Raw genomic sequence first — 13,669 nt, forward strand, 5'->3', positions numbered from 1 at the left:
TGCCCGGGCGGCGGGGCGGCCCTGCCGTGCCCGTCGCGCGCTCTAGCGTGCGTGCCGGCGCGTGGCTCCGGGGTGCTCGGCGGCCTGCCGGACGGACCGGCGAGGTGCCGGTTCTACGCCTAAAGAGATACGGAAAAATAGCTGTAGCATAGTTGATCTGTGTCTCTTTTTCGGTATGCTCGAAGCGTGTGGCACATTGTCGCTGGCCAGCCCGCCAGCCGCCGCCATCCCAAGAGCCTCGCAAGCTGATACAAAAATAATCCGGGAGCCTTACATGAAACGCCTCAAGTTGGCCGCACTGCTCGCTGCCCTCGGCTGCGCCTCCACCACCCTGCACGCCGCTGAAACCTACACCCTCAAGTTCGGCCACTTCCTGCCTTCCACTTCCTACCAGCAGCGCGAGATGTTCGAGCCCTGGTGCGCCAAGTTGAAGGAAGAGTCCGCCGGCCGTCTGCAGTGCCAGATCTACCCGTCCATGCAGCTCGGCGGCACCCCGGCCAAGCTGGCCGACATGGTGCGCAACGGCGTCGCCGACATCGTCTGGACCGCGCCGTCCTACTCGCCGGGCAAGTTCCCGCGCATCGAGGCGGTCGAGCAGCCGTTCCTGATGCCCTACGGTGCGCGCAACAGCGACCCGATCATCTGGAAGTTCTACGAGCAGTACGCCAAGGAAGACTTCCAGGGCTACAAGGTGCTGGCCATGCACGGCGACGGCGGCATGGGCTTCCATACCCGCAGCAAGGCGATCGCCAGCCTCGACGACCTCAAGGGCATGAAGCTGCGCGCCTCGCACCGCGCCTCCGCGCTGCTGGTCGAGTCGCTCGGCGCCGCGCCGGTGAGCATGCCGCCGCCGCAGATGACCGAGTCGCTGTCCAAGGGCGTGATCGACGGCGTGCTGTTCACCTGGAGCACCATCCGCGACGTCAAGGTCGACGAGGTCACCCGTTTCCACAGCGAGCCGCCGGCCGGTTCGCCGTCGCTGACCAGCACCGTGCTGACTATGCTGATGAACGAGAAGAAGTTCGCCAGCCTGCCCAAGGATCTGCAGGAGATCCTCGAGCGGAACAGCGGCCCGGCGCTCAACAACATGATCAGCGACGTGTGGGACCAGCACATGGAGAGCGCGGTCAAGGCCACTCCGGCTGATCAGATCGTCAACATCAGCGCGGAAAACTACGCCGCCATGCAGAAGGCCGCCGAGCCGGTGGCGCAGAACTGGGTGAAGGAAGTCGCCGCCAAGGGTGTCGACGGTACCGCCCTGTTGCAAGGTGTGCGCGACATCGCCGCTGCTCAGACCCGGTAAACCTCAATGGCTGAGTCGCTTTCCTTCGAAAGCGGGATCGAGGTGCAGCGCGGCCCGGTGGGCCGTCTGCTGCACTGGGCCTGTCAGGGCTTCGCCCTGGCAGGCGGCCTGATCCTGCTGCTGCTGATCAACATGTCGCTGATCTCGATCATCGGTCGCAAGCTGTTCGCCACGCCGATCCGCGGCGACATCGAGCTGATGGAGATCGGTGCCTCGATCGCCATCGCCGCCTTCCTGCCGCTGTGCGAGCTGCGCGGCACGCACATCAAGGTCGACACCTTCACCATGAAGGCGCCGCAGTCCGTGCAGCGCGGCCTGGACGCCATCGCCCACCTGCTGTGCCTGCTCGCCGCGCTGCTGCTGGCCTGGCGCACCAGCCTGCAGATGCTCGACAACATGGAGTACGGCGACGTCTCCACCCTGCTGTCGATCCCGATGTGGATCCCGCTCAGCATGATCGTACCCAGCCTGCTGCTGCTGGCGCTGGCCAGCGCCTGGCGGCTCGCCCTGTGCCTGAACCCCGGAGGCCGTCCATGATCCTCGGCCTGATTGCCCTGGCCATCACCCTGACCCTGCTGGCGCTGCGCGTGCACATCGGCATCACCATGCTGATCGGCGGCGCGGCCTGCTTCTGGGCGGTCAACGACGGCGACCTGTCCTCGCTGCTGTTCACCCTCAACAACCTGGCCTACTCGCGGCTGTCCAACTACGACCTGGCGGTGATCCCGCTGTTCGTGCTGATGGGCCAGTTCGCCACCCACGGCGGCCTGTCGCGCGCCATCTTCCGCTGTGCCGCCGCCTTCGTCGGCCACTGGAAGGGGGGCCTCGGCATGTCGGCGATCGGCGCCTGCGCCGGCTTCGGCGCCATCTGCGGCTCCTCGCTGGCCACCGCGGCGACCATGAGCCACGTCGCCCTGCCCGAGCTGCGCCGGCACAACTACTCCGGCCGCCTGGCCACCGCCACCGTGGCCTGCGGCGGCACCTTGGGCATCCTCATCCCGCCGTCGGTGCCGCTGATCATCTACGCGGTGCTGACCCAGGAGTCGATCGCCAAGCTGTTCGTCGCCGCCGTCATCCCCGGCATCATCGCGGTGATCGGCTACATGATCGTGCTGCGCATCATGGTCGCCCGCGAGGGCTCCCACACCAGCGGCGCGGAGCCGGCCAGCAATGCCGAACGGCTGAAGGCCTTCGTCAGCGTGCTGCCGGTGATCGGCGTGTTCGTGGTGGTGATCGTCGGCATCTACGGCGGCTGGTCCAACCCCACCGAGGCCGCCTCGATCGGCGCCGCGGCCTGCGGCATCCTCGCCGTGCTCCAGGGCGGCATGCGCTGGGAGGGCATCCGCACCAGCCTGCTCGGCACCGCCGAGACCACCGCGATGATCTTCCTCGTGCTGCTCGGCGCCGACCTGCTCAACTCCGGCCTGGCGCTGACCCAGATGCCCAGCGAGCTGGCCGAGTGGGTGAAGAACAGCGGCCTGGCGCCGATGCTGGTGCTGATCGCCATCCTCGCCCTGTACCTGTTCCTCGGCTGCGTGATGGACTCGCTGGCGATGATCCTGCTGACCATCCCGATCTTCTACCCGGTGATCATGGGGCTGGATTTCTTCGGCCTGGACGCCACCGAGAAGTCGATCTGGTTCGGCATCCTCGCCCTGATGGTGGTGGAGATCGGCCTGGTGACGCCGCCACTGGGGATGAACCTGTTCATCGTCCAGCGCGCCGCCGGCAACGTGGCGCTGACCGAGACCGCGCGCGGGGTGGTGCCCTTCCTGATGTCCGACCTGGCGCGCATCGTCCTGCTGGTGGCCTTCCCCGGCCTCAGCCTGTGGCTGCTGTCGGCCCTCGCCTGAGTCGCTGAACGCACAAGGCCCCGCCCGGTATCGCCGGGCGGGGCCTTGTCGTTTGCGCGGGCGAAGGAATCAGACCGCCACCGGCGCCTTGATGTGCGGGTGGCTCTGGTAGCCGACCAGCTCGAAGTCCTCGAAGCGGAAGGCGAACAGGTCCTTCACCGCCGGGTTGAGCTTCATGCTCGGCAGCGGGAAGGGCTCGCGCGACAGCTGCAGGTCGGTCTGCTCCAGGTGGTTGGCGTACAGGTGGCAGTCGCCGCCGGTCCAGATGAACTCGCCGGGCTGCAGGTCGCAGACCTGCGCCACCATCAGGGTCAGCAGGGCGTAGCTGGCGATGTTGAACGGCACGCCGAGGAAGATGTCGGCGCTGCGCTGGTACAGCTGGCAGGACAATTTGCCGTCGGCGACGTAGAACTGGAACAGCGCGTGGCACGGCGGCAGGGCCATCTGTTCGACCAGCGCCGGGTTCCACGCCGAGACGATCAGCCGGCGCGAGTCTGGATTGTTCCTGATCATCGCGATCAGGTTGGCGATCTGGTCGATCGACTCGCCGTTGGGCGCCGGCCACGAGCGCCACTGGTAGCCGTACACCGGGCCCAGTTCGCCGTTCGCATCGGCCCACTCGTCCCAGATGCTGACGCCGTTTTCCTTGAGGTAGCGGATGTTGGTCTCGCCCTTCAGGAACCACAGCAGCTCGTGGATGATCGATTTCAGGTGGCACTTCTTGGTCGTGACCAGCGGGAAGCCGTCGGCGAGGTCGAAGCGCATCTGGTGGCCGAACACGCTGTAGGTGCCGGTGCCGGTACGGTCGGCCTTGAAGGTGCCGGTCTCGCGCACGCGGCGCATCAGGTCGAGGTACTGTTTCATCGGAGGGCTCGGCGAAAGAGGGGGGGAGTCTCAAGGGGCGTAGGGTAGAAAACTCGCGCAGCAATTTTCTACCGATTCCGGCCGAAAGGTGGGTAATCGCTGCGCGAGTTACCCACCCTGCGGGGCTGGTGAATGAATTCGCCCTACGCGGTACGTCCGGCGCGCCGGTAGGCCCAGACCATCAGGCCGATGCCGCCGAGGATCATCGGCAGGCTGAGCAGCTGGCCCATGGTCAGCCAGCCGCCGGCCAGGTAGCCGAGCTGGGCGTCGGGCACGCGGACGAATTCGACCAGGAAGCGGAACAGGCCGTAGCAGGCGGCGAACAGGCCGGACACCGCCATGGTCGGACGCGGCTTGCGCGAGTACAGCCAGAGGATGACGAACAGCGCCACGCCCTCCAGGGCGAACTGGTAGAGCTGCGAGGGGTGGCGGGCGAGCTGCGCCGGATCGCTCCACGCCGGGAACACCATGGCCCACGGCAGATCGGTGGGCTTGCCCCACAGCTCGGCGTTGATGAAGTTGCCGATGCGCCCGGCGCCCAGGCCGATCGGTACCAGCGGGGCGATGAAGTCGAGCAGCTGGAACAGGCTCTTGCCGTGGCGCCGGCCGAACCACCACATCGCCAGCATCACGCCGAGGAAGCCGCCGTGGAACGACATGCCGCCTTCCCAGATGCGCAGCAGCCACAGCGGGTCGCGGATGAACTGCTCGAAGTTGTAGAACACCACGTAGCCGAAGCGGCCGCCGAGGACCACGCCGCAGGCGGCCCAGAACACCAGGTCGGAGAGGGTATCGCGGCTCCAGCTGGCGTCGAAGCGCGCCAGGCGCCGGCTGGCCAGCCACCAGGCGCCGCCGATGCCGACCAGGTACATCAGGCCGTACCAGTGGATCTTCAGCGGGCCGAGGGCGATGGCCACCGGGTCGATCTGCGGGTAAACCAGCATGTCAGGTCCTCAGAGCAGGAAATTCAGGCCGACGCAGAGCAGCAGCAGGGCGAACAGGCGCTTGAGCATCTGCGGCGACAGCTTGTGCGCCAGCTGCGCGCCGAAGCGGGCGAAGAACATCGAGGTGGCGGCGATGCCGACCATCGCCGGCAGGTAGACGAAGCCCAGGCTCCACTCCGGCAGCTGCGTTTCGTTGCGCCCCAGCCACATGAAGGTCAGTGCGCTGGCCACGGCGATCGGCAGGCCGCAGGCCGCCGAGGTGGCCACCGCCTGCTGCATCGACAGGCTGCGCCAGGTGAGGAAGGGCACGGTCAGCGAGCCGCCGCCGATGCCGATGATCGCCGAGGCCCAGCCGATCACCGTGCCGGCCACGCCGAGGCCGGTCTTGCCGGGCACGCTGCCGCTGGCCTTGGGCTGCAGGTTGAAGGCCATCTGCGCGGCCACGCTGATGGCGAACACGCCGATGACCTTCTGCAGCCATTCGCCCTGCAGCAGGGAGGCGGTCAGACCGCCGAGCAGGCTGCCGCCGAGGATGCCGACCGCCAGCCAGCGCACGATCTCCCAGCGCACCGCGCCGCGCTTGTGGTGGGCGCGGATCGAGTTGATCGAGGTGAAGGCGATGGTCGCCAGCGAGGTGCCGACCGCCATGTGGGTGAGCACTTCCGGGGCGAAGCCCTGGATCTGGAAGCTGTAGATCAGCACCGGCACGATGATCATGCCGCCGCCGACGCCGAACAGCCCGGCCAGCACACCGGCCGCGGCCCCCAGGATCAGGTAGATTACGAACTCCATTGCCACTCCCCGCAGGCAAAGCGGCATGGTAACGGATTGGGCGCTCGCGGCTCTAGGCTCCGGGCGAAAAGGCCCGGGCCGGGCTCAATTCTGCACGCTGCCGCTGGGGGCGAGGATGCGGCTCAGGCCCAGGTTGCGCATGTGCAGCTGCAGGGTGCTGTGGATCAGCGGCGCGTGGTCGAGCGACAGCACCAGTTCGAGCAGCTCGCGCGCCTGCTCCAGGGACAGCTGGCGCAGCAGCCACTTGACCTTGGGCAGGTTGGTGGCGTTCATCGACAGTGAGTCGAAGCCCATCGCCATCAGCAGCATGGCGGCAATAGGGTCGCCGGCCATCTCGCCGCAGATGCTCACCGGCTTGCCGACGCTGTGCGCGTCGTCGACCACGCGCTTGAGCGCCTGCAGGATCGACGGGTGCAGGTAGTCGTAGAGGTTGGCCACCCGCGGGTTGTTGCGGTCGACCGCCAGCAGGTACTGGGTCAGGTCGTTGGAGCCGACCGAGAGGAAGTCGACCTGGCGCGCCAGCTCGCGGGTCTGGAACACTGCGGCGGGGATCTCGATCATCACCCCGACCGGCGGCATGGGCACGTCGACGCCTTCCTCGCGCACCTCGCTCCAGGCGCGGTGCAGCAGGCGCTGCGCCTCCTCCAGCTCGGGCAGGCCGCTGATCATCGGCAGCAGGATGCGCAGGTTCTCCAGGCCCTCGCTGGCCTTGAGCATGGCGCGCGCCTGGACCAGGAAGATCTCCGGGTGGTCGAGGGTGACGCGGATGCCGCGCCAGCCGAGGAACGGGTTGTCTTCCTTGATCGGGAAGTAGGACAGCGCCTTGTCGCCGCCGATGTCGAGGGTGCGCATGGTCACCGGCAGCGGGTGGAAGGCCTTGAGCTGGTCGCGGTAGATCGCCACCTGCTCCTTCTCGCTGGGGAAGCGCTCGTTGGTCATGAACGGCACTTCGCTGCGGTACAGGCCGACGCCCTCGGCGCCGCGCTCCTGGGCGCGGGCGATGTCGGCGAACAGGCCGGTGTTGACCCACAGCGGCATGCGGTGGCCGTCGAGGGTCTCGCAAGGCAGGCTGCGCAGGGCGTCGAGGCCGCGGTTGAGCTGGCGCTCTTCCTCGGCGATCTCGCTGAACTGGCGACGCAGGCCGGGCGAGGGGTTGGTGAACACGTCGCCGCGATTGCCGTCGACGATCAGCTCGATGCCGTCGAGCATGGTGTAGGGCAGGTCGACCGCGCCCATCACCGTGGGGATGCCCATGGCGCGGGCGAGGATGGCGACGTGCGAGTTGCTCGAGCCGGTCACCGAGACCAGGCCGGTCAGCTTGCCGGGCGGCACCTCGCCGAGCATCGCCGGCGACAGCTCCTCGCTGACCAGGATGGTGTTGTCCGGGTAGACCAGCTTCTGCTGCCGCGCCTGCTGCAGGTAGGCGAGGATGCGTCGGCCGATGTCCTTGACGTCCGAGGCGCGCTCGCTGAGGTAGGCGTCGTCCATCAGCTCGAAGCGCTGCACGTGGCCGTTGACCACCTGGCGCAGGGCGCCCTGGGCCCACTGGCCGGTCTCGATGACCTTGATCACCTCGCCGGCGATCGAGGCGTCGTCGAGCATCATCAGGTAGACGTCGAACAGCGCGCGCTCTTCCTGGCGCAGCTGGGTGGAAAGGCGCGCGGACAGCTCGCGCATGTCCTTACGCACCGCCTCGATGGCGTTGTAGAAGTAGGCGATCTCGCCGTCGATGTCGTCGATCGGCCGGTCCGGCACCACCTCGAGGTCGGCCGGCGGCAGCACCACCACGGCGCTGCCGAGGGCCACGCCGGGCGAGCCGGGCACGCCGATGAAGCGGGTGTCGGGGGTGGCCTTGCCCTGCTTGCCGAGGCCGCGGATCGAGCCGGTGGCCTCGGCGTGGGCGATCACCCCGGCGAGCTGCGCGCTCATGGTGACCAGGAAGGCTTCCTCGCCCTCGTCGAACTGGCGGCGCTCCTTCTGCTGCACCACCAGCACGCCCATCACCCGGCGGTGGTGGATGATCGGCGCGCCGAGGAACGAGGCGTAGCGCTCCTCGCCGGTCTCGGCGAAGTAGCGGAAGCGCGGGTGACTGGCGGCGTCCTCGAGGTTGAGCGGCTCCTCGCGGGTGCCGACCAGGCCGACCAGGCCCTCGCTGGGCGCCATGCTGACCTGGCCGATGGAGTCCTTGTTGAGGCCCTCGGTGGCCATCAGCACGAAGCGGTTGCTCTGCGGGTCAAGCAGGTACACCGAGCAGACCTGGGTGCCCATGGCTGCACGCACGCGCTCGACGATGATCGCCAAGGCGGTGTCGAGATCCCGGGCGGCATTCACCTCCTGGATGATCTTGCGCAGCGTGTGGAGCATGGTCAAAGGTTGGGCGCTCCTCTAGTGGGTCGGCCTCGGTGGATGATTCACTCGCGGATCGGCAGGCGTGGCGCCAGTTCCTTCAGCGCGCGGCGGTACACCTCGCGCTTGAAGGACACCACCTGGCCCAGCGGATACCAGTAGCTGACCCAGCGCCAGCCGTCGAATTCCGGCTTGCCGGTCAGGTCCATGCGCACGCGCTGCTCGTCGCCGGTCAGGTGCAGGAGGAACCACTTCTGCTTCTGGCCGATGCACAGCGGCTGGCTGTGGGTGCGCACCAGACGCTGGGGCAGACGATAGCGCAACCAGCCGCGGGTACAGGCGAGGATGCGCACATCCTGCGGCTCGAGACCGACTTCCTCGTTCAATTCGCGAAACAGCGCATCTTCCGGCGACTCCTGCGGGTTGATGCCGCCCTGGGGGAACTGCCAGGCATCCTGGTTGATGCGTCGCGCCCACAGCACCTGGCCGACCTCATTGGCCAGGATGATGCCGACATTGGGTCGGAAGCCATCGGGATCGATCACGGCAGACACCTCGAAACACATATGCCCGGATTGTTCCACAAAGCCCGTCACAGCGGCAACGCGCGCGCGTGGGCGCATGGGCAGTGCCGACAAAACGGGGTAATCTTGGCCCTTCCTTGCACCTGTCTGAGAGAGCCTATCCGTGCGTCTGGCGTTGTTCGACCTCGACAATACCCTGCTGGCCGGCGACAGCGACCACGCCTGGGGCGACTGGCTGTGCCGGCGCGGCATCCTCGACGAAGCCAGCTACAAGGCGCGCAACGACGAGTACTACGAGGATTACCTGGCCGGCCGCCTGGACATCCAGGCCTACCTGAACTTCTGCCTGGCGGTGCTCGGCCAGTACGACCGCGCGCAGCTGGATGCCTGGCACCGCGAGTTCATGGCCGAGTGCATCGAGCCGATCATCCTCGCCAAGGGCGAGGCGCTGCTCGCCGAGCACCGCGCCGCCGGCGACATGCTGGTGATCATCACCGCCACCAACCGCTTCGTCACCGGCCCGATCGCCGCGCGGCTGGGCGTCGATGCCCTGCTTGCCACCGAGTGCGAGATGCAGGGCGGGCAGTACACCGGGCGCACCACCGACATCCCCTGCTTCCGCGAGGGCAAGGTCACCCGCCTGGAGCGCTGGCTGCTGGAGACCGGCATGAGCCTGGACGGCAGCTGCTTCTACAGCGACTCGCGCAACGACTTGCCGCTGCTCGAGCAGGTCGACAACCCGGTGGCGGTCGATCCCTGCCCGGAGCTGCGCGCCATCGCCGAGCAGCGCGGCTGGCCGGTGCTCTCGCTGCGCGGCTGATGACCGCGGAGCACTGAAGACGGCGCCTGCGGGCGCCGTCGTCGTTTGCGGCTCAGGCCGGCTTGGTGACCATCAGGAAGAAGATCACCACGAAGGCGGCGAAAGCCGGCCAGCCGAGGGCGAACCACCAGGCCATGTAGCGCCCGGCCACGGCCGGCAGCGGCGAGCCGTCGCGCTCGGCCTGCACGGCGAGGTCGCGCACGCGGATCTGCAGCCCGACCACCGGCAGCCAGCACAGCCCAGCCAGCACGTAGAGGACGAGGGTCAGCAGCAGCCAGTGCTGGCCGAGCGGCCAGCCGGCCAGGTGGACCATGGCCAGGCCGCTGAGCGGCTGGATGACAGCGGTGGGGGTGGTGAACAGCCAGTCGGCGGCGACCAGGTGGCGGAAGGTGGTGGCGATGGTCGCCACCTGCGCGCTCTTCCAGGCGCGCCAGGCGTAGTAGGCCGAGCCGAGGCCGGTGCCGAACAGCAGGGTGGAGGAGAGGATGTGCAGGGTCTTCAGCAGCAGGTAGAGGGTCATGCTTCGCTCCGTCCGTGAGCGGGGGGCAGCCACAGCAGCCACAGGCTGACCGCCAGCAGCATCAGGTTCTTGCCGACGCCCTGGAAGGGATCGAACCAGTAGTGCGGCAGCAGCCAGGTGATCAGCGCCGTGTAGGCGAGCATCAGGGCGACCTGCGCCTGCAGCGCGCGGCGCCGCCAGCGCCGCCACAGCAGGCTGAGGCCCAGCGCGCCGTCGAGCAGGGCGCCGCCGAGCACGGCGATGCGCGCCGGCCAGCCGTCGATGCCGGCCTCGGCGAGGATGCGCAGGCCCCAGGCGAAGCCGGGGCCGAGGCAGGCCAGCGCGGTGCCCAGCCAGACCAGCACCAGCAGGGCGAGCAGCAGCGGCTGCAGGATCAGGCCGAGGCTGTGCGTCGCCTGCGGCCAGTCGTGCAGGTGCGTCTCCAGCGGCAGGCAGCGATGGCCGCAGGCCTCGGCCAGCGGCTCCGGCGAGGCGAGGTTGTCGCGCCGCGCCAGACGCAGGGTCTGACGGTTCAGCGCGCGCCAGCCGAGGCGCTCGCCGAGCCAGGCGCCGGCCAGCGCCAGCGGCCGCGGTAGCGCCCAGTAGTGGCCCGCCCCCCAGCCTTGGGCGGCGCGCAGGCGGTCGAGGATCTGGCCCATGCTCAGCGCTTCGGGGCCGACCAGCGCCAGGCTGCACGGCTGGGCCGGCCAGTGAGCGAGCAGGGCGAGCACCGCGCTGCACAGGTCGTCGACGTGCAGCGGCTGCAGGCGCGCGCGGTTGTCCAGCAGCGGCGTCCACGGCCAGGGCGACAGGCGCTGCAGCCAGCGGCTGCTGGCCGCGCCCGGGCCGAGCACCAGCGAGGGACGCAGCACCACGGCGGGGATGCCGAGGCCGAGCAGGTGGCGCTCGGCGGCGGCCTTGCTGGCGAGGAACTCGGTGTCCGGCGTCTCCTCGGCGCCGAGTGCGGAGATCTGCAGCACCCGCGCGCCGTGTGCGGCGGCCAGCTCGAACAGCGCGCAGGCGCCGAGGTGCTGGACCTCGTGCAGGCGGGCGCGGTCGCTGGACAGCAGGCCGGCGGCGTTGATCACCAGCTCGATGCCGGCCGGCCAGGCGCAGCTGCGCGGATCGCGGGCCAGTTCGGCGAGATCCAGCGCCAGCCAGTCGCCGGCGGCGGCCGGATCGGGCTGGCGCGCCGTGGCCAGCACCGAATGGCCGGCCGCGCGCAGCGCGACATGCAGGTGGCGGCCGATGAAGCCGCCGGCGCCGACCAGCAGGATGCGCATCAGCACAGCCTCCCGGTCGGACGGTGGAGCGTGGGGAACATGGCGATCACCTCCCTGTGATCAGGCCGGCTTCAGCCGAGGAACAGCTTGTAGGCCGGGTCGTCGCTGGCGCTCCAGTACGGGTAGCCGATGTTGTCCAGCGCCTCGGTGAGCAGCGGCAGGTCGGCTTCCGGCACCTGCATGCCGACCAGCACGCGGCCGTCGGCGGCGCCGTGGTTGCGATAGTGGAACATCGAGATGTTCCAGCGCCCGCCCAGCTTGTTGAGGAAGTTGAACAGTGCGCCGGGGCGCTCGGGGAACTCGAAGCGGAACACCCGCTCGTTCTCCGCGCCCGGCGCGTGGCCGCCGACCATGTGGCGGATGTGCAGCTTGGCCAGTTCGCTCTCGGTCAGGTCGAGCACCGGGAAGCCCTGCTCGCGCAGGCCGGCGACCAGCTGCTCGCGCGGGTCTGTCTCCGGGTGGGTCTGCACGCCGACGAAGATGTGCGCCTGGTCCGGGCGGTTGTAGCGGTAGTTGAACTCGGTGATCGAGCGCTTGCCCAGCGCCTGGCAGAACGCCTTGAAGCTGCCCGGCTTCTCCGGGATGGTCACGGCGATGATCGCCTCGCGCTGCTCGCCCAGTTCGGCGCGCTCGGCGACGTAGCGCAGGCGGTCGAAGTTGACGTTGGCGCCCGAGTCGATGGCCACCAGGGTCTGCCCGGTCACGCCCTCGCGCTGCACGTAGCGCTTGATCCCGGCCACGCCCAGGGCGCCGGCCGGCTCGGTGATCGAGCGGGTATCGTCGTAGATGTCCTTCATCGCCGCGCAGATCTCGTCGGTGCTCACGGTGACCACCTCGTCGACGTGCTCGCGGCAGATGCGGAAGGTCTCGGCGCCGATCTGCGCCACCGCCACGCCGTCGGCGAACAGGCCGACCTGGTTCAGCACCACGCGTTCGCCGGCGGCCATGGCGGCGCGCAGGCAGTCGGACTCCTCGGGCTCGACGCCGATCACCTTGATGTCCGGACGCAGGTACTTGACGTAGGCGGCGATGCCGGCGATCAGGCCGCCGCCGCCGACCGGCACGAAGATGGCGTCCAGGCGCCCCGGCTGCTGGCGCAGGATCTCCATGGCGATGGTGCCCTGGCCGGCGATCACTTCCGGGTCGTCGTAGGGATGCACGAAGGTGTAGCCCTTCTCCTCGACCAGCTTCAGGCAGTGGGCCAGCGCTTCGGGGAAGGCCTCGCCGTGCAGTACCACGCGCGCGCCGCGGGCGCGCACCGCCTGGACCTTGATGTCCGGGGTGGTCTTGGGCATGACGATCACCGCCTTGATGCCGAGCTGCTTGGCGCTCAGCGCCAGGCCCTGGGCGTGGTTGCCGGCGGAGGCGGCGATCACCCCGCGCGCCTTCTCCTCCTCGCTGAGCTGGGCGACCTTGTTGTAGGCGCCGCGGATCTTGAAGGAGAACACCGGCTGCAGGTCCTCGCGCTTGAGCAGGATCTGGTTGTTGAGCCGCTCGGAGAGGCTGCGCGCCGGTTGCAGGGGGGTTTCCACCGCCACGTCGTAGACGGGCGAGGTGAGGATCTTCTTGACGTACTGTTCGAGCATCGGAGGGGGTCGCAGGCGGAATGGGCAGGATGGGCCGAGTCTACTCCTGCGACCGATGGTCGGCCAACCGCGCGGCCGCGCCGCGCCGGCTTGGCGCTATAATGCGCGGCGATTTTTCCCTCTCTCCGCGGAATCCGTCATGACCCAGGATCAGCTCAAGCAGGCGGTGGCCCAGGCCGCCGTCGATTTCATCCGCCCGCGCCTCGATGCCAAGAGCATCGTCGGGGTCGGCACCGGCTCCACCGCCAACTTCTTCATCGACGCGCTGGCCCAGTACCGCCACGACTTCGATGGCGCGGTGGCCAGCTCCGAGGCCACCGCGGCGCGCCTGAAGAGCCACGGCATCCCGGTCTACGATCTCAACGGCATTCCCGAACTGGAGTTCTACGTCGACGGCGCCGACGAGAGCAACGCGCGCCTGGAGCTGGTCAAGGGCGGCGGTGGCGCACTGACCCGCGAGAAGATCGTTGCCGCGGTGGCCCGGACCTTCGTCTGCATCGCCGACGAGAGCAAGCTGGTCGAGCGCCTGGGCGCCTACCCGCTGCCGGTGGAAGTGCTGCCGATGGCGCGCAGCCACGTGGCCCGCGAGCTGGTCAAGCTGGGCGGCGATCCGGTGCTGCGCGAGGGCTGCGTCACCGACAACGGCAACCTGATCCTCGATGTGCACAACCTGCTGGTCGGCGACGCCGTGGCCCTCGAGCAGCAGATCAACAACATCGTCGGCGTGGTCACCAACGGCCTGTTCGCCGCCCGCCCGGCCGACCTGCTGCTGCTCGGCACCAAGGACGGCGTGCGTCGCCTGGAGTGCTGATCCCCTCGCCGGAATGCCCCCGAACGCCGGACGGCCCCGCCGTC

At 68.8% G+C, this 13,669-nt stretch carries 13 protein-coding genes; 5 read left to right on the top strand and 8 right to left on the bottom strand.

The window, feature by feature from the left end; translation table 11 throughout:
• Positions 1-274 precede the first annotated feature (274 nt).
• The 3 genes from BLT78_RS18635 to BLT78_RS18645 are packed head-to-tail and all read left to right on the top strand — an operon-like array spanning position 275 to position 3,156.
• A complete protein-coding gene (locus BLT78_RS18635; RefSeq protein WP_090351305.1) occupies positions 275-1,303 on the top strand; it encodes a TRAP transporter substrate-binding protein in 1,029 nt (342 codons plus the stop codon).
• A gap of 6 nt (positions 1,304-1,309) precedes the next feature.
• Complete coding sequence (locus BLT78_RS18640; RefSeq protein ID WP_090351306.1) at positions 1,310-1,840, top strand: TRAP transporter small permease; 531 nt, start codon at positions 1,310-1,312, stop codon at positions 1,838-1,840.
• Complete coding sequence (locus BLT78_RS18645) at positions 1,837-3,156, top strand: TRAP transporter large permease (protein ID WP_090351308.1); 1,320 nt, start codon at positions 1,837-1,839, stop codon at positions 3,154-3,156. The genes BLT78_RS18640 and BLT78_RS18645 overlap by 4 nt, the downstream gene beginning before the upstream one ends.
• A 69-nt stretch (positions 3,157-3,225) precedes the next feature.
• On the opposite strand, the gene BLT78_RS18650 is transcribed toward BLT78_RS18645, so the two are convergent.
• The 5 genes from BLT78_RS18650 to BLT78_RS18670 all read right to left on the bottom strand — a co-directional run bounded on the left by BLT78_RS18650 (position 3,226) and on the right by BLT78_RS18670 (position 8,647).
• Positions 3,226-4,020, bottom strand: coding sequence for a thymidylate synthase (locus BLT78_RS18650; protein WP_090351309.1), 795 nt, complete (start codon positions 4,018-4,020; stop codon positions 3,226-3,228).
• A gap of 143 nt (positions 4,021-4,163) precedes the next feature.
• Positions 4,164-4,964, bottom strand: coding sequence for a prolipoprotein diacylglyceryl transferase (gene lgt / locus BLT78_RS18655; protein WP_090351311.1), 801 nt, complete (start codon positions 4,962-4,964; stop codon positions 4,164-4,166).
• A 9-nt stretch (positions 4,965-4,973) separates the two neighbouring features.
• Positions 4,974-5,756 (bottom strand): sulfite exporter TauE/SafE family protein, encoded by a 783-nt coding sequence (locus BLT78_RS18660; RefSeq protein WP_090351313.1) that lies wholly within the window; start codon positions 5,754-5,756, stop codon positions 4,974-4,976.
• 84 nt (positions 5,757-5,840) lie between these two features.
• A complete protein-coding gene (gene ptsP / locus BLT78_RS18665) occupies positions 5,841-8,120 on the bottom strand; it encodes a phosphoenolpyruvate--protein phosphotransferase (RefSeq protein WP_090351314.1) in 2,280 nt (759 codons plus the stop codon).
• A gap of 47 nt (positions 8,121-8,167) precedes the next feature.
• Entirely contained in the window at positions 8,168-8,647 is a 480-nt protein-coding gene (locus BLT78_RS18670; RefSeq protein ID WP_090352410.1) for an RNA pyrophosphohydrolase, read from the bottom strand.
• A gap of 142 nt (positions 8,648-8,789) precedes the next feature.
• On the opposite strand from BLT78_RS18670, the gene BLT78_RS18675 reads away from it, so the two are divergent.
• The gene (locus tag BLT78_RS18675) at positions 8,790-9,446 is read left to right on the top strand and encodes a histidinol-phosphatase (protein WP_090351316.1); all 657 of its coding nucleotides are present in this window, start codon (positions 8,790-8,792) and stop codon (positions 9,444-9,446) included.
• A 52-nt stretch (positions 9,447-9,498) separates the two neighbouring features.
• Here BLT78_RS18675 and BLT78_RS18680 read toward each other — a convergent pair whose 3' ends face one another.
• From BLT78_RS18680 to ilvA, 3 genes are all read right to left on the bottom strand, one after another.
• The gene (locus BLT78_RS18680) at positions 9,499-9,966 is read right to left on the bottom strand and encodes a DUF2269 family protein (RefSeq protein ID WP_090351318.1); all 468 of its coding nucleotides are present in this window, start codon (positions 9,964-9,966) and stop codon (positions 9,499-9,501) included.
• The gene (locus BLT78_RS18685; RefSeq protein WP_090351319.1) at positions 9,963-11,228 is read right to left on the bottom strand and encodes an SDR family oxidoreductase; all 1,266 of its coding nucleotides are present in this window, start codon (positions 11,226-11,228) and stop codon (positions 9,963-9,965) included. The genes BLT78_RS18680 and BLT78_RS18685 overlap by 4 nt, the downstream gene beginning before the upstream one ends.
• A gap of 71 nt (positions 11,229-11,299) precedes the next feature.
• Entirely contained in the window at positions 11,300-12,814 is a 1,515-nt protein-coding gene (gene ilvA / locus BLT78_RS18690) for a threonine ammonia-lyase, biosynthetic (protein WP_090351321.1), read from the bottom strand.
• A gap of 139 nt (positions 12,815-12,953) precedes the next feature.
• Here ilvA and rpiA point away from each other — a divergent pair, with 139 nt between their 5' ends.
• Positions 12,954-13,625 carry a ribose-5-phosphate isomerase RpiA gene (gene rpiA / locus BLT78_RS18695; protein WP_090351322.1) on the top strand — a complete coding sequence of 224 codons (672 nt, stop codon included), beginning with the start codon at positions 12,954-12,956 and terminating at the stop codon, positions 13,623-13,625.
• Positions 13,626-13,669: the final 44 nt, after the last annotated feature.

Origin of the sequence: Pseudomonas oryzae, assembly GCF_900104805.1 — a bacterium.
GTDB classification, from domain to species: Bacteria; Pseudomonadota; Gammaproteobacteria; order Pseudomonadales; family Pseudomonadaceae; genus Geopseudomonas; species Geopseudomonas oryzae.

Bases quoted from the DNA above. Each gene is read 5' to 3' on its own strand.
- lgt (WP_090351311.1), bottom strand. From the start codon at position 4,964: ATGCTGGTTTACCCGCAGATCGACCCGGTGGCCATCGCCCTCGGCCCG.
- ptsP (WP_090351314.1), bottom strand. From the start codon at position 8,120: ATGCTCCACACGCTGCGCAAGATCATCCAGGAGGTGAATGCCGCCCGG.
- BLT78_RS18685 (WP_090351319.1), bottom strand. From the start codon at position 11,228: ATGCGCATCCTGCTGGTCGGCGCCGGCGGCTTCATCGGCCGCCACCTG.
- BLT78_RS18650 (WP_090351309.1), bottom strand. From the start codon at position 4,020: ATGAAACAGTACCTCGACCTGATGCGCCGCGTGCGCGAGACCGGCACC.
- BLT78_RS18635 (WP_090351305.1), top strand. From the start codon at position 275: ATGAAACGCCTCAAGTTGGCCGCACTGCTCGCTGCCCTCGGCTGCGCC.
- BLT78_RS18645 (WP_090351308.1), top strand. From the start codon at position 1,837: ATGATCCTCGGCCTGATTGCCCTGGCCATCACCCTGACCCTGCTGGCG.
- BLT78_RS18640 (WP_090351306.1), top strand. From the start codon at position 1,310: ATGGCTGAGTCGCTTTCCTTCGAAAGCGGGATCGAGGTGCAGCGCGGC.
- BLT78_RS18680 (WP_090351318.1), bottom strand. From the start codon at position 9,966: ATGACCCTCTACCTGCTGCTGAAGACCCTGCACATCCTCTCCTCCACC.
- BLT78_RS18660 (WP_090351313.1), bottom strand. From the start codon at position 5,756: ATGGAGTTCGTAATCTACCTGATCCTGGGGGCCGCGGCCGGTGTGCTG.
- ilvA (WP_090351321.1), bottom strand. From the start codon at position 12,814: ATGCTCGAACAGTACGTCAAGAAGATCCTCACCTCGCCCGTCTACGAC.
- rpiA (WP_090351322.1), top strand. From the start codon at position 12,954: ATGACCCAGGATCAGCTCAAGCAGGCGGTGGCCCAGGCCGCCGTCGAT.